Raw genomic sequence first — 20922 nt, 5'->3', positions numbered from 1 at the left:
TGGGACTTTGACTTTGAAAAGCGCTTTTTCGTATCTTTTTTCGCTTTGGAAAAAAGGTACTCGCCGAAAGTGCCTGCGAAGCAGGCCGGGCGAAACCGCAGTTGACGTGTCGAGGCCCGCACCGCGACCGGTGGTGCCAACCAGCCCCGCCCAGGGCGTGAAGCGTCCTGATCATGATGGGCGACGTCGGGGAGTCGGGATCACGTGTGAGCAACGAGCGGATGAGTCGGATGTCGCGTCCGTCGAGGATTCGACCCCGATTCACGCGGGCCATCGAAGCCGTTCAGCCAGATTTCTCGTCCAGCTTTTTCTCCAGCGCCTCGAGTTTCTCGCGCGTTCGCAACAGCACCTTCTTCTGAATTTCGAATTCCTCGCGCGTGACCAGGTCCATGCGGTCGAAGGCGGATTCGAGGACGGCGCGGAACTGTTCTTCCAGCTCGGCGCGGGCGGTGCGGAACTCGCGCGGCACGGCAGCTGCCAGCCGGCGGGTGATTTCGTCGAGGGTCTGAAAGTCGGGGCGCATAAGTTGCTACTTCAATGGAAACCGCAGATGAACGCAGATTAACGCAGATGGGGATGAAAGCGTAGACTGCAAATCGGACAATATTCGCAAGTTCGGGCAGGGCAGCCGACCGAGGTCGGTGACCCCGTGGGGCTGGGCAGCCGGTCGCGTTAACGTGTGCGCATGGAACGGAAGACCATGTGGAAGATCTGCGAGCCCTTCCAATTCCGCGCTCGATCTGCGTTAATCTGCGTTTATCTGCGGTTCCAATAAACGTGTGAGCGATCCATGAAACTGATTACCGCCATCATCAAGCCGTTCAAGCTCGACGACGTGCGTGACGCCCTCGGCGAGGTGGGTGTGACCGGCATGACGGTCAGCGAGGTCAAGGGCTTCGGCCGCCAGAAGGGGCATACCGAGCTCTACCGGGGCGCCGAGTACGTCGTGGATTTCCTGCCCAAGCTCAAGCTCGAGATCGCCGTGCCCGACGACGATGCCGATCGCGTGGTCGAGACGATCGTCGAGACGGCCTCCTCGGGGCGCATCGGCGACGGCAAGATCTTCGTCACCGACGTCGACCGCGCCGTGCGCATCCGCACCGGCGAAGAGGGCGACGACGCGCTCTGAATTCGTCCCGTCCGGGTATTCCGTGAACTACCGGAACCCGCGAAGACACCGAATGCACCGAAAGTGAAGTCCCTGCGGGCGATGCGGCTTGCGTCTCATCGCCTTTGCCAAAGCGAGAAGGAAAAGTCATGACCCTGAAGATGAAAGGATGGCCGCTTGCTGTTCTGTCGATCCTGCTGCTCGCCGCCTGTCAGGGCGACAAGTCACAAGCGCCGTTGGAGCCGGCCGAGGAATGGCAGGTCCGGACTGGAACCGATCCGCACAGCTTCGCCGAGTACGAGAAGGTGCGCGTCGAGCACCTGCGCCTGGACCTGGATGCCGATATGGCCGAGCACACTCTGTCCGGGCACGTGACGCTCGAGCTCGAGCGCGTCGATCCCGAACATCCGCGCCTGGTGCTCGACACCCGGGACCTGGATATCCGCGACGTGACCGCGCCGGAAGGCGACGGCAACTTCCGGCCGCTGTCCTGGCGCCTGGCCGATGCCCACGGTGAGGGCGATCTCGGCCGGCCGCTGGTCATCGTGTTGCCCGAGGGTGTGGACGAAGTACGCATCGACTACGCCAGCTCGCCCGAGGCTTTCGGCCTGCAGTGGCTCGACGGTGAACAGACCTCGTCGGGTGAGCCCTTCATGTTTTCGCAGAGCCAGCCGCATTACGCGCGCACCTGGGTGCCGCTGCAGGACACGCCGGCGGTGCGCTACACCTTCGATGCGACCATTCGGGTGCCCGCGAACCTGATGGCCGTCATGGGCGCGTCCGGCAACCCGTTCGAGCGCAACAACTCGGGCGAGTACAGCTTTCACATGCCGCAGCCGATACCGTCCTACCTGATGGCGATTGCCGTCGGCGACCTGGAATTCGCCGAGACCGGAGCGCGTTCGGGTGTTTACGCCGAACCCGAGTGGATCGAGGCCGCGGCCGAGGAGTTCGACGTGCTCGAGGAGATGATCGACATCGGCGTCGACCTCTACGGCGAGTACCGCTGGGGCCGCTATGACCTGCTGGTTCTGCCGCCGAGCTTCCCCTTTGGCGGCATGGAGAACCCGCGCCTGAGCTTTGTCACGCCCACCATCATCGCCGGCGACGGCAGCCTGCTCGCCCTGGTCGCGCACGAGCTGGCGCATTCCTGGTCGGGCAACCTGGTGACCAACGCCGCCTGGCGCGACCTTTGGCTCAACGAAGGTTTCACGGTCTACTTCGAGTCGCGCATCATGGAAGCGCTCTACGGCGAGGACGTCGAACGCCAGCTCGCGGTGCTCGAATGGCAGGACCTGGTCGAGGAACTGGAGAACACGGACGACGGCATGGCCAGCCTGGTGCTCGACGTCGACGACAAGGACCCCGAAAAGGCCTTTATCGGCGTGCCGTATTCGAAGGGCCGGTTCTTCCTCGACTGGATCGAGCACCAGGTGGGCCGCGAGGCCATCGATGAGTTCCTGCGTGCCTACTTCGACCACTTCGCCTTCGAGTCGATCACCACCACGACCTTCCGTGACTACCTCGAGGAGAACCTGGTCGCTGGGCATGCCGATGCCTTGAGCATGGAGGCCGTTGACCAGTGGCTCTACCAGCCGGGCCTGCCCGAGTTCGCGGTCGCGCCGGAGTCGGATGCCTTCGAGCGCGTCGACGACTGGCGCGAGCGCTGGCTGGCCGGTGATGCCCAGACCCGCGAGCTTCCGGCCGATGGCTGGTCGGTCTACCAGTGGCTGCACTTTCTCATCGGCCTGGAGGACGGCCTGGACGCCGAGCGCATGGCCGAGCTCGATGAGGCCTTCGCCCTGAGCGAATCGGGTAACTACGAGATCCTGTTCCAGTGGCTGATGCGCTCGGTCGAGACGCGCTACGAGCCGGGCATCGAGCGTCTCGAGGCCTTCCTGCTCGAAGTCGGCCGCAACAAGTTCACCCGCCCGCTCTACAGCGCCCTGGCCGACACCGACTGGGGCCGCGACTGGGCCATCCAAGTCTACGAGCGCGCCAGGCCCGGCTACCACCCGCTCACCCGCCAGGCCAGCGAACGCGCGCTGGGTCTTGAAAGCGAATAAAAATATGGAAACCACCGAATACACCGAAGGCACCGAAGAAGTGGATGGTTCAAATCAAATTTCGGTGCGTTCAGTGTCTTCGGTGGTTGCTTGCTTTTGCTCCGGCTGGATTTATCACAGGCGTTGAACGATTCCTCCACGAGCCCGATATAATAGGGACCAAATCAATCCTGTTTCGGGTGGACCATGTTCGGCAACTCCTATACACCGGTGAAATTCGAGCGCGACTGCGAGGTGGTGATGGTGCCCGAGGGGGCGCCGGTGGAGCTGCCTGCGGGTACGGTCGGCTACATCACCCAGCAGATGGGCGGCAGTTTCACCATCTATGTCGACGGCCGCCTGTTCCGGCTGGCCGGTGACGAGGCCGACGCCATCGGCAAGGAACCGCCGCCGGCGCCGAGGCTGCCCGACAATGCCACCGACGAGGACGTCGAGGAGCTGGTCATGAGCCAGCTCAAGACCGTCTACGACCCCGAAATCCCCATCAACGTCCTCGATCTGGGCCTGATCTACGAGTGCGATATCGAAAAAGTCGATGACGACACGCGGCGCGTCTCGATCGACATGACCCTGACGGCCCCGGGCTGCGGCATGGGCGACATCCTCGTCGCCGATGTCGAAGACCGCATCGGGCGCATTCCCACTATCGACAAAGTCGATGTTCGCCTGGTCTTCGACCCGCCCTGGAACCAGCACATGATGAGCGAAGAGGCGCGCCTGGAAACCGGCATGTTTTGAGTCGCTCCGGGCCGGTTCGCGCCGGCCCGGGCTCAGTGTGTCGGGCTCAGTGCGACTGCCAGCGCAGGGCCACGAAGGCCGAGCGGCGGGCGGCGTTGTAGCCGGCGATCGGTTCGTAGTCCTTGTCGGTCAGGTTCTCCACCCTTCCTTCGAGGGTCAGGCCCGCACCCAGCGGCCAGCCGGCGCGCAGGTTGAGCAGGGTGTAGGCCGGCAGGTCGGCGCCGAAATCGGGTCGCTCGCCGATGTGGACGATCTCGGTGCCCAGCCAGCCGCCGTTGTCGAAAGTCCGGTCGAGGGAGATGGATCCCTTGATGTCGGCGCGGCGCAGCAGGGCGCTGTCCTGGGTCCGGTTTTCGGCGTCCTGCCAGGTCAGGTTCGATTCCGCCCGCCAGCGGTCCGCGGTGAAGCGATAGCTCAGTTCCGCGCCGCGGATGCGCGCTTTCTCGATATTGATCGCCCGGAAGTCGGGGCCGGAAAAGGCGATCAGGTCCTCGACATCGTTCTGGTAGACGCTCAGGCCCAGGCCGTGCCCGCCGGGACCGAACCAGTCGAGCCCGAGTTCGCCGCTGAGCGAGGTTTCGGGGTCGAGGTCGGGATTGCCGGCGTACTGGCCGCCGAAACCGGGGGAGTAGAGCTGGCTGAAGCTCGGCGCGCGGAAGGCGCGTCCCAGGCTGGCGGACAGGCGCAGGGACTCGCTCATGCGCCAGCCGCCGGCGAGGTTGCCGGTCAGCGCCGAACCGAACTGGCTGTCGTGGTCGGCGCGCAGGCTCGCTTCCCAGGACAGCGCGTCGCGACGGCCGTCAAAGCCGGTCCAGGCGCCGATGTTCTCGCGGTCGCGGTCGAAGGAGTCGCTGGTGTCGCCGTCCACGTGCCAGGCGTCGACCCCGAGCAGCCAGGTCGTGCCCGCGCCGATTTCGCGCTCGGCCTGGAAACCGGTCTGCACGCGGCGGGTGGCTGCATCCGAGATGCTGAAGCCGTTGTCGGTCTCGAGGTTGTCGCGGTAGAAGGCGGCCGAACCTTCCCAGATCCACGGGCCGTCGGTCCGCTGGCGGTAGGCGCCGCGCAGGGCGTAGTTGAGGAAGTCCGACTCGCCCCGGTCGAACTCGACGTCGCCGTCGGCCAGGCGGGCCGACCATCTGAGCTCGCCACGGCCCAGGCGATGATCGCCGCGAGCGCTCACGCTCAGGTTGTCGAAGTCGTCGTCGTCGGGGTCATAAGCAGGGCCCGACGGGTTCTGAGCCGAGAAGCCTTCGACGTTCCGGGCGGCGACATTGAGCCCGAGGAAGCCGTTTCCGAAATGTGCCGACAGCTGCCGGTCGTCGTAGCGGCCGTAGGCCGCGCGGGCGGCCGCGCCGTCGGGCCGACGTGTGAAGATCTGGATAACGCCGCCGATCGCGTCCGAGCCCCAGCGCGCCGCGCGCGGGCCGCGCACGATCTCGATGCGCTCGACGATGGCCGGATCGACGATCTCCCAGGTGAATCCGCCCGAGCCGGCGGCGGACACGCGCACGCCGTCGACCAGCACCAGCACATGGTTGGAGTTGGTGCCGCGCATGAACAGGCTGGTCTGCCCGCCGGGCCCGCCGCTGCGGACGATATCGACGCCCGCCTCCAGGCGCAGCAGCTCGAGCAGGTCCGGGGCCTGGGCGCGATCGATGTCCTCGCGCGTGATGACCGACACCGCGGCCAGGGACTCGTCGGCGGCCTGCTCCGAGCGCGTGGCCGTGACCTGGACGGGCTCGCCTTCGTAGGTGGATTCGGCCGTGGCGTTGACGGCCGAGAACAGCATGCCGACGGTCGCCAGCATGGGAATGGTCTTGCTGTGCATGATTTTTGCTCCTTGCGCTCACCCGCGCACTGGATCGGGTGGGCGGAAAGCCAAGGAGCCAAGGACAGCGAGAGGGACCCCGGCTGTCTTCGACACCCGGTCGCCCGCCGCAACCCGGTCATTGTGTCCAAAGCAGCAGGCCGGTCTCCTGACTTCCGGCAGGTCTCTCCGGTGGAGAGCCCGGGCCGGAACCTTCCCCCGCTCGTCGAGCGGAGTGGATTCTTCCGGCCGCATCGGCCCAGGGCCGACGCCGGTTACAGTTGCGGGGGCAGTACCGGACTTTCACCGGTTTCCCGAAACACCTGTTGCGGTTTCTACTAACGAGATCGTTAGTGACTTTCAAAAGAAAGCGCCGGTGGCTGGGCCGACCGGCGCGGGGCAGTATAGCGCAGGGAGCCGGTCGACAACAGGGCCGACCGGGGAGGGTCAGGCTGCCCTGGGCTTGCGCGCCTCGCGGATCTCGTCACCCTTTTCGGTCAGGCCGGCCTGCAGCTCGGCGATATCGAAATCGTCGGTGGCGATCACTTCGAGGCTGCGCTTGCGCACGTCGGCCAGCAGCTCGGCTTCCTTCTCGGTGAGGATGGACTTCTCACGCGCCTGCTCCAGGCGCTCCTCGAAGGTGTAGCCGGTGACCTGGCCGGCGCGCTCGGCCTTGAGCAGCTTGCGCTCGACGGGCTCGGCCGCGATCACGTCCGGCAGCAGGGCTTCCATGATGCCGGGCCAGTAGCCCTCGCGGGCGGTCTTGTAGCAGCCGCGGGTGAGGCGGTCGCGGGTTTCCGACGGCGACAGCAGTAGCGCGGCGACCTTGTGACCCAGGCGGTCGTTCGGGGCGCGCTCGCGCTGGCCGAGTGGGAAGACCATAAGGCGCAGGAACGGACGAATCCAGCCGATCGGATAGTTGTCGATCGTGCCGGCCAGGGCCTTCTGGATCTTGTATACGGCGTCGTGGAACGCCCAGGCCATGATCGGCTGGTCGGCGGCCGGTCGGGCTTCGTGCTCGAAGCGGCGCAGCATGGCCGAACAGATGTAGAGCTGGCTGAGCGCGTCGCCGAGCCGGCCGGAGACCTTTTCCTTCTGCTTGAGCTTGCCGCCGTAGGTCAGCATGATCACGTCCGCCAGGTAGGCGAAAGCGGCGCTGTAGCGGCTGAGCTTGCGGTAGTAGCGGCGCGTGCGGCGATCGCCCGGCACGGCGGTGAACTTGGCGAAACTCAGGCCCAGAACGAAAGCGCGCGTGGCGCTGGAGATCGAGTGACCGATGTGAGCGAACAGCAGCTTGTCGAATTCGACCAGCCGCTCTTCCTCGTCCTCGATCTGCAGGGCCTGCAGCTCCTTGAGTACGTAGGGGTGGCAGCGGATCGCGCCCTGGCCGAAGATCATCAGTGAGCGCGTCATGATATTGGCGCCCTCGACCGTGATCCAGATCGGCGCGCCTTCCCAGGCACGGCCGAGGTAGTTCTTGGGCCCCAGGATGATGCCCTTGCCGCCGTGTATGTCCATGGCGTCGCGAAGCACCTCGCGGCTCATTTCCGTGGCATGGTACTTGGCCAGCGCACCCGGAACGGCCGGGCGCTCGCCGTCGTCCACCGCCGAGGCGGTCTGGCGGCTCAGCGCGCTGATGGCGTAGGTGTAGCCGGCCATGCGGGCGAGTGCTTCTTCCACGCCCTCGAAGCGGCCGATGGGCAGGCCGAACTGCTTGCGGATGCGTGCGTAGGAGCCGGTGACCATGGTGGCCGCCTTGGCGCCGCCTGTGGTCGACGACGGCAGCGAAATGGCACGCCCGACCGACAGCGACTCGACCAGCATGCGCCAGCCGTTGCCGGCGTGCTCGGTGCCTCCGAGCAGGTAATCCAGCGGCACGAAAACGTCCTTGCCGCGGATCGGGCCGTTGGGGAACGGGTTGTTGAGCGGGAAGTGGCGGCGGCCGATGTCCATGCCGGGCGTGTCGGCCGGCAGCAGGGCCACGGAAATGCCGATATCGTCGGTATCGCCGATCAGGCCGTCGGGATCATAAAGACGGAAGGCCAGGCCGACCACGGTGGCGACCGGCGCCAGCGTGATGTAGCGCTTCTCGAAATTGAGCTTGATGCCCAGGGTTTCCTTGCCGTTGAACTTGCCCTTGCAGACCACGCCGTAGTCGGCGATGGAGGTCGCGTCCGAGCCGGCCACGGTGCTGGTCAGGCCGAAGCAGGGAATTTCCTCGCCCGAGGCCAGGCGGGGCAGGTAGTGGTTTTTCTGTTCCTCGGTGCCGTAGTGCAGCAGCAGTTCGGCGGGGCCGAGCGAATTAGGCACGGCGACGATCGAACCGACCGTGGAACTGAGGCCGCCGACCTTCTCGAGCACGGCGCGGTGGGCAACGGCGGAAAAGCCCAGCCCGCCGTATTCCTTCGGAATGATCATCCCGAAGTACTTGTTCTTTTTGAGGTGTTCCCAGACCTCGTCGGAGGTTCCGGCCCGGTAATGGGTGAATTCCCACTCGTCGATCATGCCGCACAGTTCCTCGACCGGCCCGTCGACAAAGGCCTTCTCTTCGGTGCTGAGCTCGTGCAGCGGCTTCTTGATGAAGCGGCTCCAGCGCGGATTGCCGCCGAACAGCTCGCCTTCGAATCCCACCGTTCCGGCGTCGAGCGCGACCTGCTCGGTTTCCGAAATGGTTGGCACCATGCCGACGAAGCTGTCGAGCAGCCGCCCGGTGATGAATTCGCGTCGCCAGTTGCGGTTGGTGAGCACGGCCGCGATCGGCACAAACAGCAGCCAGAACAGCGTCAGCGAAATCCAGCCAGGTTCGCCGGCGATCGTGAACCCGAGGCCGACAATGCCGGTCACGATGGCCCAGGTGGTCACCGAGGCGCGGAAATAGGCGCAGGCCAGCCCGGCGACGAGCAGGGCCAGCAAGAACAGCAGGATCATCATGTCAGCTTGCTCCCTGAGCGGCCTGCCGTTTGAGGAACGGCGTGACGGCGCCCATGAAATGGTCGTTGCGGTCGCCGGCCACCATGTGGCTGGCGTCCTCGACGGTGGCTTGTTCGGCGTGCGGGGCCAGCTTGAGAAACTCCTCGATATGCTCCTGGCCGATCATCTCGCTCTGGCCGCCGGCGACCAGCAGAGTCGGAATCTTGAGCCGGCGCGAGGCCGATTTCAGGCGCGACTGCAGGTTGCTGCTCTTCTCGGCCAGGGCCAGCATGGCCGGATCCCAGTGCCAGTACCAGCGGCCGTCGCTGCCCTGGCGCAGGTTGCGCGTCAGACCGTCACCCGAGCCGTTGTGGCGGCGATGGGGCAGGAAGCCGCGAACCGCCTCGATGGCGTCGTCGAGCGTTTCGAAACCCTTGGGGTTCTGGCGCATGAACGACAGCATCGCCTCGACTCCGCTGTCGTCCCAGCGCGGCGCGATGTCGACCAGAACCAGCGATGACAGCTCCACCTTGGGTTTCTCGGAATGAGCCAGCAGGGCGGTCAGGCCGCCCATCGACGCTCCGATGACCGCCGGGCGGTTGGGCAGCGACGCGCAGACCCGGCGAAAGTCCTCGACGAACTGCTCGAAGTCGTACTCGCCGCTGGGCGCGCGGTCGGACTCGCCGTGGCCGCGTGCGTCATAGCTGACCGCCTGCCAGCCGGCGGCGGCGAGACGGCGCCCGGTTTCTTCCCAGGCATACTGGGTCTGGCCGAAGCCATGGGCCATGAGCACACAGGGCGCCCGATCATCGCCATAATAGCGAAGGCTCAGGCGGATGCCGTCATCGGTCCAGATCTGGCGTCGGCGAATATCGTCGTTGAGTTTGCGTACAGCTTCCATACGGCAGAGTATGGGTTTACCCTATTCGTTAGTCAATGCAGTTTGATATTGGTTCGGTAAGGCCCACAAACAAGTGCCCTGAGTGCGGCGCCGAACGTTCACCGAATACCATCGCGGATCGACATGCCCAAATCAAGTACAGAGTGTAGCGGAGGCGGCGAGAAGGCCTCGTTGACCCCGGCGGACTGGGAGCAGGAAGCGCTGGCGCTGATCGCCGACAAGGGCATCGCCGCCCTGCGGGTGGAACCCCTGGCGCGGCGCCTGGGAATTACCAAGGGTAGTTTCTACTGGCATTTTCCCGGCCGCGACGAACTGCTGGCCAGGGCGCTGGCGCGCTGGGAACAGCAGGACCGGCAGCACCTCAAGCTCTCGCTGAGTGCCGGCAGTGCCGCGGCCGAGCGCCTGGCCGATTTCGTCTGGCGCACCAGCCGGCAGACGCTGACCCACCGCATTTACGTGGCCCTGTGTGCCACGCCCGATCATCCCTGCATCGGGCCGGTGCTCAGGCGCGTGACCGAGCGCCGCGTCAAATACCTGGCCGGTGCCCTGCGGGAGCTGGGCCTTCCTGATACCGAGGCTCGCCACCGCGCCAACCTGATGTACTCCTCATACGTCGGCTACCTGCAGCTCCAGGCCCAGGGCCTGGTGCCGGACAAGGACGAGCCGGATTTCGACGCCTACGTGCAGCACGTGATCGAGACATTGATCGAGGTTTGACCTCCGGTTGTTTGCTGGTTGGCTGGTTTGCTAGTTGGCTCGTTCGGTACCCGCTCGGTCTGCGGGGCGGCTTCGCCGCGAATGGAATGCCGGCAACCGAGAGCATCATTGCCGAACCAGCGAACCAGCGAACCAGCGAACCAGCCAACCAGCCAACCAGCCAACCAGCCAACCAGCCAACCCGTCAGGGCCGGTGCTCGCGCCCCAGGTACTCGTGGCTCTGCATCTCGATCAGTCGCGAGACGGTGCGCTCGAAGGGGGCGGCCAGGCGTTTTCCCGTGTACAGCTCCTCCGGCGCGACTTCGGCACTAATCACGAGTTTGACGGCCCGGTCGTAGCATTCGTCCACCAGGTGGATGAAGCGGCGGGCGGCGTCGTTTTCAAACTCGTCCATGGCCGGCACATTGCTCAGGAACAGCGTCGAGAAGCGCCGGGCCAGTTCGATGTATTCGCCGCTGGAGCGAGGCCCCAGGCACAGGGTCTCGAAATCGAACCAGGCGACGGGGCCGGCCCGGTAGCGCGGCTTGAGGTGACGGCCGCGAACCTCGAGGGTCATGTCGCTGACCCGTTCGCCGCGGGTGAGGGCGGCAAACTCGTCGGCCATTTCCTCCCTTGCGTCCGGGTCTGCTGGGTAGTAGTAGGTTCGGTGCCGGGTCAACTCTCGCAGCCGGTAGTCGGTTTCGGCGTCCAGCTCGACGACCTCGCAGTGACGCTCGATGGCCTCGATGGCCGGGACGAAGCGCTTGCGCTGGAGTCCGCCGGCGTAGAGATCCGCCGGGGCGGTATTGCTGGTGGCGACCAGGCAGAGGCCGCGCTCGAACAGTGGTTGGATCAGGCCGGCGAGCAGCATGGCGTCGGCGATGTCGCTGACGTGGAACTCGTCGAAGCAAAGCACCCGGCAACGGCCGGCGATTTCTCGCGCCATTGCCGGCAGCGGGTCGCGCTGTCGCCCGTGCCGCTTGAGCGCTTCCTGGACGTGGTCCATGAAGCGGTGGAAGTGGATGCGCCAGACCGGGATGTCGGCCTCGTCGAGGCTTTCGGCGAACAGGTCCATGAGCAATGTCTTGCCCCGACCGACGCCGCCGTGAATGTACAGCCCACTCACGCCCGGATGGCGCCGGCGCCAGCGGTCGATCCATCCCGTGGGTTGGTCGACCAGCGTCCGATAGCGTTCTTCCAGGCGTTCGCATACGGCCTCCTGCACGGCGTCGGCCTGCAGCCGGTTCCCGTCGACCAGGGCCCGATAACGCCCCAACGGCCCGTAGTCGGCCTTCATCAGTAACGGTCAGGGCAGGTTGGGCTGGACGTGATTCTTGATCAGGCCGCGCAGGTCCATCAGGCGCCGGTGAAAGAAGTGTCCCGTGCCTTCCATCACCACCAGGTTGGCATCCTGCCCCAGTTTCTGGGCCCAGGCGTAGACGGCCTCGGGCGATACCACTTCGTCCTCGTCGCCCTGGACGACCAGCCAGGGGCAGTTGGGTGGCTGCAGGTCCTCGAACCCGTATCGTTCGACCGGTGGTGCGATCGAGATGAGCTGGCGCACCGGCAGATCCTGGGCGGCCCTGAGCGCGATGTAGGATCCGAAGGAAAAGCCGCCCAGCCACAGATCGTCGTCGGGCCGGACCTTGCGGACCCAGTCGATCACCGCCATCAGGTCGTCCGTTTCGCCGTCTCCGTCGTCGAACTCGCCTTCGCTGTCACCCACGCCGCGGAAGTTGAAGCGCACCGTGCGCAAACCGAGCTCGCGCAGGCTGCGCTCCATGATGGTCACGACCTTGTTGCGCAGCGTGCCGCCGTGCTGGGGATGCGGATGACAGATGACGGCCGTTGCCGGCCGCTCGTCGTCGCTTTCGGGCAGGTCGGCCAGGCATTCGATGCGCCCGGCCGGGCCGGAAATGAACAGTTCGGTGGATTCGCTCGGGAAGTGGGCCGGGTCGGTATCCATGCAGGGTCCTTGACGGTTGCCAGCGCCGCTTGAGTGCCACCGAACTTGCCGCGTGGCCCATTGCGGGGGCATCATCATAACTCACTCAAACCGACGGCTGCAGGATCCCGATCCGGCATGAATCATCTGGCGCACGTCGTGCTTGCCGGCGCCCCCGAGGGGTTACGGCTCGGGGCATTTCTCGGGGATCACGTCAAGGGGCGGCAGGCCCTCGCCGAACTTCCCGCGGGCTGGGCCGCCGGCGTGGAACTGCATCGGCGCATCGATACCCTGAGTGACGCCCACCCGGCCGTGTTCGGCCTGCTCGACGGCCTCGAACCACCCTGGCGGCGTTACGGCGGCGTGATCTTCGATGTGCTGTTCGACTACATGCTCACGCGCCACTGGTCGCGCTTCGGGCCCATGCCGCTCGAGCAACTGGCCGACGAGATCGACCGGACTTTGGCGAGGCATCGCGCGGGACTGCCGCCAAGGCTGGTGCGCTTCAGCCTGTGGGCCGAGAGCCGCGGCTTGTGGCGGCGCTACGGGGAGCGCGCCATGCTCGAGGAGATTTTCGGCCTGCTGGCGCAACGCCATGGGCGTCGCTGGCCGCTGGCGGAAGGAATACGCCTGCTCGACGAGCACGAGGCCGCGATCGAGCAGGCATTTCTGAAGCTATTCCCGGACCTGCAGGCGCAGATGGCCGGTGAGCGGGCTCGCCTTTATTCCACCTGGTCGAGCATGTAATCCACCGAGGCGGTGACCTGCTCGTCGCTGAGGTCGCTTCGACCACCGCGTGCGGGCATGGCGTTGATACCATCGATGGCATTGGAAACGAGCGTTTCGCGGCCCTTGTCGGAGAGCCGCTCCCCCATTTCGGCAGCGACCATGCGCGGCGCACCGGCAGCGCCGGAGTCGTGGCAGGCGGCGCAGACACGGCTGTAGATCATCTCGCCGTCGGTCGAACCCTCGAACGCGACCTGCTGTTCGCTGCCGGCGGCCGCCTCTTCGGCGGCGGCCTGGGCCGCGGCGCGTCCCGTCTCGCCGGCGTAGACACCGGCAACCGGCTGCAGTCGCTCTTCGACGGCGGCCTGTCGCGCGGCGCTTTGCTCGCCGTCATACTCGCGGTTGTGGATGATCAGGGCCAGCACGATGATGACCACGGTGAAGGCGGCCAGCCCGGCCAGCACCGCGCTGAACGTTTGAATGAATTGACGATCATGTTGCTCGGACACGCCGGACGGACCTCACGATTGACTGAAAGCGGACCACGGCCCGATGCCGGGCCGCAAAAACCGGAATTATACCGCCTGCCCGCTCGTGGATACAGTAGCGTCTTCACGACGTAGCCGGGCCACGAGGGCAGCCCCGGCGGCCGAGCCGGCGAGTGGCACGGACGCAGCCAGGAGCGCGGCCGGATTGCCGGGCGTGGCCATTCCGACAACGAGGAAGGCCGGAAGACCCAGCAGCAGGCCAGCGCCCAGCCCCCAGCCGGATCTCGGTGCCATCGCGCCGGCCATGGCGCCACCCAGCGCCCCGCCCAGCATCCAGATCAATGCCGGCAGCGGCAGCAGGGGCCAGACCAGCGGCGCTGTGAAACGCTCGCCGGCATCGACGAGCAGGGTCGCCGCGGGCAGGAGAGACTTCAGGCCGGCCAGGGTCGCCTCGATCACGATAGCGCCGACCAGGACGCCGGCGGCCAGAGCCTTGAGAACGAGCATGAATACATGTATCCGCTGAATTGCCGGGTTCAGTCTACCAGTCGGTTCACAAGCTGTGACCTGCCGGGAGCCTGCGCTATACTGCGAACGATCAAGAGAAACTCACGTCATCAGGGTCGGGCAACCCAGCCCCGTCATTTCATGCCTATCCCGTCTCCAGTCGCATTGCCATCCACCGGATCGACCCCGTGAGTCCGCCGGCTCCCGCCAGCGATCGTCGTTTCGATCAGCCTCAGCGCTGGAGTCCGTTGTTGGCCGGACTCCTGCTGCTGGCCGGAATCGCCGGAACGCTTTTCGTCTACCGTGGCCTGCAGTCGGCCGAGGATGCCTCGCTGGCACGCTACGTCGGCAACCTGGCCGGCTATATCGAAGCCGACGTTCTCACCGATTTGAGCGAGCAGATGAACGCGCATCGACGCATGTCGACGCGCCTGGCGCACTACGGCCTGGACGACCGTGACGGCTGGGAAATCAACGCCGGCCAGTTTCTGTCGCACTATGAATATTATCGAACGCTGGCTGTTCTCGGGCCCGATCTTTCCGTGCTGTGGGTTCGCAGCCGCGATACCGAACTGGTGTCGCTCGGCGAGCGCTTCCCGGTTGACGAGGATATCCGTCCGGCAATCGCGGTGGCCCGGGCGACCGGCGAGATCGTGGTGACCCGCCCGCGGATTCTTCCCGACTCGAGACCGGGCATCAGCATGATCACGCCGATCGGTACCGATGATGGGCACGTCGGGTATCTCGCCGCCACGATGGATCTCCCCGAAGCCGTCGACGCCATGATTCCCGCTCTTTTCCGCGAGTCGCTCGATCTGCACGTGGTTGCCCGGGGGCGGGACGTCTATCCCTTTCCGCCCCGGCCCTTGCCGGATCAATGGGACGCGGGTTTTACCGTCGACCTGGACAACGACGAGGCCGGTTTCCTGTTCGAGTTCGCCGTCAGCGACGAGATCCGGGATCAACTGAGTACCGCCATGCCCGGGGTTGTCCTGCTGAGCGGGATCCTGCTGTCGCTGCTGCTGGCCGCGGTGGTGTTCCTGGGGCTCAACGCCAGCGGCCAGGCCCGGGTGCTCTCGCGCGCCAACCGACGCCTGGAGGAAGAGGTCGGCGAGCGCGAAGCGGCCGAGCGCGAGTTGGCATTCCTGGTCAACCACGACGGTCTGACGGGGCTGCCCAATCGATCCGGGATATCACGCCGCCTGGCCGAGAAGATCGAACACCACGGCGACCATACAACCCAGCTGGCGGTCCTGTTCCTGGACCTCGACCAGTTCAAGGACATCAACGATTCGCTTGGCCACCAGCTGGGGGACCAGCTGTTGTGCGAGGTCCCGCGCCGGCTGGCGGGCGTGTTGCGCGACCGCGACTTCATTGGTCGCCACGGCGGCGATGAATTCCTGATCGCGGTCGAGCGCGCCGACCGCGATCAGATCGAGCAACTGGCCGGCAACATCCTGCGCTCGCTCGACGGCGGTTTCGCCGTAGAGGACCACCGCCTGTTCATCTCCGGCAGCATCGGTATCGCCTACTACCCGGAATCGGGCCGGTCGGTGACCGAGTTGATCCAGAATGCCGACACGGCGCTGTTCAAGGCCAAGAACGCCGGACGCAACCAGTTCGCCGTGTTCACGCGCGAGATGCTCGCCCAGGCGCAGCATCGCCTCAATCTCAGCCGGGATATCCGCCACGCCCTGGAGGACGGCGACTTTCGCGTTGTCTACCAGCCGATCGTCGACATGCGCGACTTGTCCATGCGCGGTGTCGAGGCGCTGCTGCGCTGGGATCACCGGGAAGGCTATGCCGTGCCGCCGCAGGAATTCATCCGCGTGGCCGAAGAAACCGGCATCATCGGACGGCTCGGGCAGTTTGCGCTCGACCGCGCGCTGTCGGACTTGTCCCGCTGGAAGCAACTTTCCGACAACCTGCCGTGGCTGGCCGTCAACGTTTCCGGCGCCCAGATCCACGAGGCGGGATTCGCCGAGCAGCTCAGCGTACTGCTGCACCAGTACCGCATCGAACCCGAGCGACTGCACCTGGAGATCACCGAAGAGGTGCTGATCGAAAACCTGGCCCGCAATCGGCGCATGCTGCACAAGCTCGACGAAATCGGCATGCGCATCGTCGTCGACGATTTCGGAGTCGGTTATTCGTCCCTGAGCTACCTCAAGAATTTCCCGATCTCCGTGGTCAAGATCGACCGGGGTTTCGTGCGCGACATCGTCTCCGATCCCGAGGATCAGGCGATCACGCGAACGATCTGCGCCCTGGCGGCCGATCTTGGCATGCAGACGGTAGCCGAAGGCGTCGAAAGCGACGAGCAACTCTCGCTGCTGGCGAGCTATCGATGCTCCTACGCCCAGGGTTTCCTGTTCGCCCGTCCGGTGGAGGCCGGCGAAATCGCCGCGATGATCGAGGGTCGCCTTCCCTGGCTTGCTACTTCCAGTCGGTAAGGTGGCTCGTCGTCCATTCCATGGCCTGTTCGCCGGTCAACGGCCGTGCGATGAGGTAGCCCTGGGCGAGATTGCAGCCAATCCGGGTCAGGTGGTCCAGCGTCGCCTGGTCTTCCACGCCTTCGGCGGTGGCCTGCAGCCCCAGGGAATGACCCAGTTCGATGATCGAGCGGATGACGGCGCGAGACTCCGGCGAGCGCGCCGCCGACATGACGAAGGACTTGTCCACCTTGATTTCCGAGAACGGCAGGCGCACGAGCTGCAGCATCGACGAGTAGCCGGTGCCGAAGTCGTCGATCGATAGCTGGAAGCCTTTCATCCGCAGGCGGGTGAGCAGGTCCAGCGAGGAAACCGGATCCTCCATGGCGCTCGTCTCGGTCAACTCGAAGACGATTCGGTGCGGACTCAACTTCGCCTGCTCACACAGCCCCGCGACATGATCGACGAAGTCGGTGTCGTCGAGCGAACGGGCCGACAGGTTGATCGAGAGGGTGGGCCCGGGGTGCCCTGCGGCACTGCCGCTGCACTCGCCCCCCTCGAGCGCGTGCACCAGCTCGCCGCCGAACCAGCCCAGGGCCCCGGTGATGACGCGACGCGTGAGGCTGCCGATCAGTCCGCAGGACTCGGCGACCGGAATGAAGTGCGAGGGCAGAACCAGGCCGCGCTCGGGGCTGTTCCAGCGCACCAGGGCTTCGAAGCCGGCCAGGCGCCGACTGCGGCAATGGACCTTGGGCTGGTAGACCAGGCTGATCTGTTGCTCCTCGATCGCCGTTTCGAGCTCTTCGCGACCGATATCGGCGGCGGCGCCGTCCTGTTCCGCTGCCGGTGAGGAGCCGATCCCGGATTCGCCGGTCGAGCGCAGGAGGAGTTCCCGCAGCTGCTCCGGCGAAAATGGCTTGGATACCACGCCGGCAATGGGAAGGCCGTGCTCGGCGGCCGAGCGTGCCGCCGCATCGAGCACGCGGCTGCCCACGCCGCTGGTGATGATGATGCTGGCCCGGCAGCCGCGACGCGCGAGTTCGACCATCACTTCCACGCCGTCCATTTCGGGCATGATCAGGTCGAGGGCGATGTGGGAGGGCTGCCAGCTATCGAGCGCCCGGAAGAAGGCTTCGGCGTGCTGGGTGACCTTCGACTCGAAGCCGGCGGTTCGCGCAATACGCTCGATCGTGTCTCCGATCATCGCGTCGTCGTCGAGAATGAGCAGTTTCTGCGCGGTCATGGTGGATGGCCTACCCGTCGTGCTCGATGGAACTCCGACCCCGCCGCTCCATGCGCAGCGAACGCGGTCGGCTGATGCCAGCAGTGTACGTGATGCGGCCGGCCGGCCGCAGCATGCCCGGCGCTTGCGGGCTGTCGAAGGCAAACGCGATTGCGTTACAATGCTCCGCTACGCGCCCGTAGCTCAGCTGGATAGAGTACCGCCCTCCGAAGGCGGGTGTCGCAGGTTCGAATCCTGCCGGGCGCGCCAAATTCAGAAGCAGCCTCGTCACTCGACGGGGCTTTTTCATATCTAATCCCCATTCGAACCTGCGACAAATAACAATCCTGGTTCGAATTGTGCGCGCAGCGCACAATCGCTGAAGCGAAGCGCCAGCCCGAAGGGCAAGCGGCCGAAGGCCGCGCAGCCATCCTGCCGGGCGCGCCAAATTCAGAAGCAGCCTCGTCACTCGACGGGGCTTTTTCGTATCTAATCTCGATTCGAACCTGCGACCAATGACAAGTCAGGTTCGAACCGAGCGCCGCCAGGCGCAAGCTCGCTGAAGTGCGCAGCACTTCCGGCCCGTAGGCCAAGCGGCCGAAGGCCGCGCAGCAATCCTGCCGGGCGCGCCAAATTCAGAAGCAGCCTCGTCACTCGACGGGGCTTTTTCATATCCAATCCCCATTCGAACCGAGCGCCGCCAGGCCGCTCGATCATGGCGACAGTCTGCAATTCTCGGTCACGCCTGATTCTGGATGCGCCACCGAGTCGGTCAAATGCGTCATCGCGCCCGCCCCGGGCCGCTATACTCTGCGGTATGGTCCGGCTTCTGACGATTTTATCCATTGCCGCCGTGCTCGCCATGCAGCCGGTTGCGTCGCAGCAGCCTTCCTGCGGTGATTTGCTCGAGCAGGCCGAATCGATTCGCGCCATGCGAGATCGCAATGCGGCCGAGGGCGTCGAGCGGGGGCGTGAGTTGCTCGAACGCCTGGCGGATAGCGCGGTCGCCGAATGTACTGCGGGCGTCATGATGGTACATGGTGCGGTGGCCTCGAACCTGCATATCCTGGGTGAGCACGAGGCGGCGATCGAAGCCGTCGACCAGGCCCTGGTCCTGGCCGGGGACGTGACGGATCCGGTCCGGATCGCCTCGGTGCGACGAACGGCCGGCGTGGTTTTCTGGGAGATCGGCGCCCACGACCGAGCGCTGGAACACTATCTCGCGGCGCTGGAGGCGAGCCGGGCAGCCGATGATATCGGCGGCGCCGCGCGCGCGGCCGGCAATATCGGCAACCTTCACAACTCCTTGGGCAACTGGGAAGAGGCGCGCGTCTACCACGGCCAGGCCCTCGAGGGTTTCGAAGAGATCGGCTGGCAGGAAGGCATCGCCGGCACGCTGGTCAATCTCGGAGCGCTGGCGGCACGCATGGCCGAATCCCATGCCGAAGCCGGCGATTCCGAGGCGGCACGGGCCGAGCACCAAGCCAACTTCGATTACAACCGTCGTGCGCTGGGCTTGTTCGAAGAACTCGAGAATCCGCGCGGAATCGCGTACGCCGCCGACAATATCGCTCGCGCCTTGATTCATCTTGGCCGGGTCGAAGAGGCACTCGATTACCACGAGCAATCGCTCGAGCTGCGACGCGAGGTGGGCGACACCACAGGCGTGGTCAACTCGTTGCAGACCGGCGCCGATGCGTATCTGGCACTCGGACGGGAGGATGAAGCTCTGGCGTTGCTCGCCGAGGCCGAGGCGCTGGTGCCCGGGGAAAACCGGGTTCTGCTTCAACAGATACTGCGGCGACAGGTCTCGGCGCTGGAGACCCGCGGCGACTACCAGTCGGCGTTCCGTCGGCTCGAGCGCCTGATGTCACTCAACGACGCGCAAGCCACCGAGGACCTGGCGGCCCGGGTCGAACAGCTGCAGCAGACGTTCCGCGCCGACCAGCTTGAACGCGAGCTGGCGCTCGAGCGCGCTCGATCGGAAGTGTCCGAGCAGCGGCTGAGGCGACAACGGCTGATCATTGCCGGCTCGATTATCACGGTGGTCCTGCTGCTGGTGGTCATGGCCCTGCTCTACAGCCGTCTCCGCCTCGGACGTCGGGTCTCGCACACGCTCGACCGGGCCGCACGCACGGACCCGCTGACGGGTTTGTCCAATCGGCGCGACATGAGCGAAAGGATCGACCGGGCCCTGCTGCGCCGCAACGAGGATAACGAACCTTCTTCGCTGATCATGGCCGATATCGACAGCTTCAAGCGAATCAACGACACCCTCGGTCACCAGGTCGGCGACGATGTGCTCGTTCACGTTGCAAACTTGATCAGAAACCAGGTGCGCGGCGTGGATGTGGCCGCCCGATGGGGTGGGGAGGAGTTTCTCATTCTCCTCCCCGGCACCCGCGAGAGCGGCGCGCGAAGCGTGTCGGAGAACCTGCGGCGCGCCATCGAGGAGTCGCCGCCCAGGGTGAGTGGACGACCGCTGTCGCTGACGATGACCTTTGGCTTGACCGAGATCGAACCCGGGGCGGGCTTCAACGATCTCGTCAAACGCGTCGACGATGCCATGTATGCCGGCAAGGCGCGCGGCAAGAACCGCGTGGTCTCGACCGCGGAGCTGGCATCTTGAGTTCGAGTCCGGCGCGGGCGGTGGTGCTGCTCTCCGGCGGTCTCGATTCGGCCACCGTGCTGGCCGAGGCGGTTGCTGCCGGCCACCAGTGTCACTCCCTGGCAGTGGATTACGGACAGCGCCACCGCGCCGAGCTGCAGGCGGCCCGGCAGCTGAGCCGCTCCCTGGGAGCGGCTTCGCACCGTGTTGTGAGCGTCGACCTGCGTGCGATCGGCGGTTCAGCGCTGACCGACGACATCGAGGTGTCCGAGGCCGAGACAAGCGGCATCCCGTCCACCTACGTCCCGGCTCGCAACACGCTGATGCTTTCACTGGCGCTCGGGCATGCGGAAGTCATCGAGGCCACCGAGTTGTTCGTGGGCGTCAACGCCGTCGACTATTCCGGCTACCCGGATTGTCGGCCGCAGTTCATCGCGGCCTTCGAAGCGCTTTGCCAGGTGGCGACCCGCGCCGGCGTCGAAGGCGCGGGCTTTCGGGTGCATGCGCCCCTGATCAGTCTCTCCAAGGCGGAAATCATCCTTCGTGGCGTGGCGCTGGGCGTCGATTACGCCCAGACCGTGTCCTGCTACCAGGCCGACGAGTCAGGCCGAGCCTGCGGGCGTTGCGATTCCTGCCGTCTTCGGCGCTCGGGCTTCGAAGCCGCCGGCCTGGCTGATCCGACGCGCTACGCGGCTGCCGTTTGAGTGCGGCTTGCACGCGGCCCGGCCGGGCGCCGATACTCGCGTGCCACGCCCCTGGGCCAGCCAG

General features: G+C 65.7%; 17 protein-coding genes, 1 tRNA gene and 1 riboswitch. Of the genes, 9 read left to right on the top strand and 9 right to left on the bottom strand.

Translation table 11 applies throughout. The features are described from left to right. Positions 1 to 283: 283 nt before the first annotated feature. A complete protein-coding gene (locus tag ACDC67_RS11725) occupies positions 284 to 523 on the bottom strand; it encodes an accessory factor UbiK family protein (protein WP_376693347.1) in 240 nt (79 codons plus the stop codon). Between the two features lie 267 nt (positions 524 to 790). On the opposite strand from ACDC67_RS11725, the gene ACDC67_RS11720 reads away from it, so the two are divergent. The 3 genes from ACDC67_RS11720 (at position 791) to sufT (ending at position 3912) form a co-directional block, all read left to right on the top strand. Next, positions 791 to 1129, top strand: a complete 339-nt coding sequence (locus ACDC67_RS11720; RefSeq protein ID WP_376693346.1) for a P-II family nitrogen regulator — start codon at positions 791 to 793, stop codon at positions 1127 to 1129. A 128-nt stretch (positions 1130 to 1257) separates the two neighbouring features. Then, positions 1258 to 3174 (top strand): M1 family metallopeptidase, encoded by a 1917-nt coding sequence (locus ACDC67_RS11715; RefSeq protein ID WP_376693344.1) that lies wholly within the window; start codon positions 1258 to 1260, stop codon positions 3172 to 3174. A 186-nt stretch (positions 3175 to 3360) separates the two neighbouring features. After that, positions 3361 to 3912, top strand: a complete 552-nt coding sequence (sufT, locus tag ACDC67_RS11710) for a putative Fe-S cluster assembly protein SufT (RefSeq protein ID WP_376693343.1) — start codon at positions 3361 to 3363, stop codon at positions 3910 to 3912. A gap of 46 nt (positions 3913 to 3958) precedes the next feature. On the opposite strand, the gene ACDC67_RS11705 is transcribed toward sufT, so the two are convergent. From ACDC67_RS11705 to ACDC67_RS11695, 3 genes are all read right to left on the bottom strand, one after another. Further along, the gene (locus tag ACDC67_RS11705) at positions 3959 to 5740 is read right to left on the bottom strand and encodes a TonB-dependent receptor domain-containing protein (protein WP_376693341.1); all 1782 of its coding nucleotides are present in this window, start codon (positions 5738 to 5740) and stop codon (positions 3959 to 3961) included. Positions 5741 to 5861: 121 nt separating this feature from the next. Next, positions 5862 to 6061: riboswitch (cobalamin riboswitch) on the bottom strand. 105 nt (positions 6062 to 6166) lie between these two features. Next, on the bottom strand, positions 6167 to 8650 hold the full coding sequence (locus ACDC67_RS11700; RefSeq protein ID WP_376693339.1) for an acyl-CoA dehydrogenase: 2484 nt from the start codon (positions 8648 to 8650) through the stop codon (positions 6167 to 6169). Position 8651: 1 nt separating this feature from the next. Further along, entirely contained in the window at positions 8652 to 9530 is an 879-nt protein-coding gene (locus tag ACDC67_RS11695; RefSeq protein WP_376693338.1) for an alpha/beta fold hydrolase, read from the bottom strand. Between the two features lie 171 nt (positions 9531 to 9701). Here ACDC67_RS11695 and ACDC67_RS11690 point away from each other — a divergent pair, with 171 nt between their 5' ends. Next, positions 9702 to 10247 carry a TetR/AcrR family transcriptional regulator gene (locus ACDC67_RS11690; RefSeq protein WP_376693336.1) on the top strand — a complete coding sequence of 182 codons (546 nt, stop codon included), beginning with the start codon at positions 9702 to 9704 and terminating at the stop codon, positions 10245 to 10247. A gap of 184 nt (positions 10248 to 10431) precedes the next feature. Here the strand turns inward: ACDC67_RS11690 and zapE are convergent, their stop codons facing one another. Then, positions 10432 to 11523, bottom strand: coding sequence for a cell division protein ZapE (gene zapE / locus ACDC67_RS11685; RefSeq protein WP_376693334.1), 1092 nt, complete (start codon positions 11521 to 11523; stop codon positions 10432 to 10434). A 9-nt stretch (positions 11524 to 11532) separates the two neighbouring features. Continuing rightward, positions 11533 to 12192, bottom strand: a complete 660-nt coding sequence (locus ACDC67_RS11680; RefSeq protein ID WP_376693332.1) for an alpha/beta hydrolase — start codon at positions 12190 to 12192, stop codon at positions 11533 to 11535. A gap of 117 nt (positions 12193 to 12309) precedes the next feature. On the opposite strand from ACDC67_RS11680, the gene ACDC67_RS11675 reads away from it, so the two are divergent. Then, positions 12310 to 12918: an acyl carrier protein phosphodiesterase gene (locus ACDC67_RS11675; protein WP_376693331.1), complete on the top strand. Its 609-nt coding sequence runs from the start codon at positions 12310 to 12312 to the stop codon at positions 12916 to 12918. Here ACDC67_RS11675 and ACDC67_RS11670 read toward each other — a convergent pair. Together ACDC67_RS11670 and ACDC67_RS11665 are read right to left on the bottom strand one after the other, a co-directional pair. Further along, complete coding sequence (locus ACDC67_RS11670) at positions 12894 to 13406, bottom strand: c-type cytochrome (RefSeq protein ID WP_376693329.1); 513 nt, start codon at positions 13404 to 13406, stop codon at positions 12894 to 12896. The two genes, ACDC67_RS11675 and ACDC67_RS11670, sit on opposite strands and share 25 nt — an antisense overlap. A 66-nt stretch (positions 13407 to 13472) precedes the next feature. Then, positions 13473 to 13892: a hypothetical protein gene (locus ACDC67_RS11665; RefSeq protein ID WP_376693327.1), complete on the bottom strand. Its 420-nt coding sequence runs from the start codon at positions 13890 to 13892 to the stop codon at positions 13473 to 13475. 251 nt (positions 13893 to 14143) lie between these two features. Between ACDC67_RS11665 and ACDC67_RS11660 the strand changes: the two genes are divergently transcribed. After that, positions 14144 to 16345, top strand: a complete 2202-nt coding sequence (locus ACDC67_RS11660; protein ID WP_376693325.1) for a putative bifunctional diguanylate cyclase/phosphodiesterase — start codon at positions 14144 to 14146, stop codon at positions 16343 to 16345. Here ACDC67_RS11660 and ACDC67_RS11655 read toward each other — a convergent pair. Next, positions 16329 to 17567 (bottom strand): EAL domain-containing response regulator, encoded by a 1239-nt coding sequence (locus ACDC67_RS11655; protein WP_376693323.1) that lies wholly within the window; start codon positions 17565 to 17567, stop codon positions 16329 to 16331. The genes ACDC67_RS11660 and ACDC67_RS11655 overlap by 17 nt on opposite strands. Positions 17568 to 17739: 172 nt before the next feature. Between ACDC67_RS11655 and ACDC67_RS11650 the strand changes: the two genes are divergently transcribed. From ACDC67_RS11650 to queC, 3 genes are all read left to right on the top strand, one after another. Next, a tRNA-Arg gene (locus ACDC67_RS11650) sits at positions 17740 to 17816 on the top strand. 547 nt (positions 17817 to 18363) lie between these two features. Then, positions 18364 to 20175, top strand: coding sequence for a diguanylate cyclase (locus tag ACDC67_RS11645; RefSeq protein WP_376693322.1), 1812 nt, complete (start codon positions 18364 to 18366; stop codon positions 20173 to 20175). Between the two features lie 20 nt (positions 20176 to 20195). Continuing rightward, a complete protein-coding gene (queC, locus tag ACDC67_RS11640) occupies positions 20196 to 20858 on the top strand; it encodes a 7-cyano-7-deazaguanine synthase QueC (protein ID WP_376693352.1) in 663 nt (220 codons plus the stop codon). The last annotated feature ends 64 nt before the right edge of the window (positions 20859 to 20922 follow it).

This window comes from Wenzhouxiangella indolica, assembly GCF_042310355.1.
Taxonomy (GTDB): Bacteria; Pseudomonadota; Gammaproteobacteria; order Xanthomonadales; family Wenzhouxiangellaceae; genus Wenzhouxiangella.
The sequence above is the reverse complement of the archived record's forward strand: the minus strand, read 5'-3'. Positions and strand labels throughout refer to the sequence as shown.

What these genes read in the sequence shown, in the direction of transcription:
- ACDC67_RS11675 (WP_376693331.1), top strand. Translation starts at nt 12,310, where the DNA reads ATGAATCATCTGGCGCACGTCGTGCTTGCCGGCGCCCCCGAGGGGTTA.
- ACDC67_RS11665 (WP_376693327.1), bottom strand. Translation starts at nt 13,892, where the DNA reads ATGCTCGTTCTCAAGGCTCTGGCCGCCGGCGTCCTGGTCGGCGCTATC.
- ACDC67_RS11705 (WP_376693341.1), bottom strand. Translation starts at nt 5,740, where the DNA reads ATGCACAGCAAGACCATTCCCATGCTGGCGACCGTCGGCATGCTGTTC.
- sufT (WP_376693343.1), top strand. Translation starts at nt 3,361, where the DNA reads ATGTTCGGCAACTCCTATACACCGGTGAAATTCGAGCGCGACTGCGAG.
- ACDC67_RS11715 (WP_376693344.1), top strand. Translation starts at nt 1,258, where the DNA reads ATGACCCTGAAGATGAAAGGATGGCCGCTTGCTGTTCTGTCGATCCTG.
- ACDC67_RS11645 (WP_376693322.1), top strand. Translation starts at nt 18,364, where the DNA reads ATGGTCCGGCTTCTGACGATTTTATCCATTGCCGCCGTGCTCGCCATG.
- ACDC67_RS11655 (WP_376693323.1), bottom strand. Translation starts at nt 17,567, where the DNA reads ATGACCGCGCAGAAACTGCTCATTCTCGACGACGACGCGATGATCGGA.
- ACDC67_RS11725 (WP_376693347.1), bottom strand. Translation starts at nt 523, where the DNA reads ATGCGCCCCGACTTTCAGACCCTCGACGAAATCACCCGCCGGCTGGCA.
- ACDC67_RS11700 (WP_376693339.1), bottom strand. Translation starts at nt 8,650, where the DNA reads ATGATGATCCTGCTGTTCTTGCTGGCCCTGCTCGTCGCCGGGCTGGCC.
- ACDC67_RS11695 (WP_376693338.1), bottom strand. Translation starts at nt 9,530, where the DNA reads ATGGAAGCTGTACGCAAACTCAACGACGATATTCGCCGACGCCAGATC.
- ACDC67_RS11680 (WP_376693332.1), bottom strand. Translation starts at nt 12,192, where the DNA reads ATGGATACCGACCCGGCCCACTTCCCGAGCGAATCCACCGAACTGTTC.
- zapE (WP_376693334.1), bottom strand. Translation starts at nt 11,523, where the DNA reads ATGAAGGCCGACTACGGGCCGTTGGGGCGTTATCGGGCCCTGGTCGAC.
- ACDC67_RS11720 (WP_376693346.1), top strand. Translation starts at nt 791, where the DNA reads ATGAAACTGATTACCGCCATCATCAAGCCGTTCAAGCTCGACGACGTG.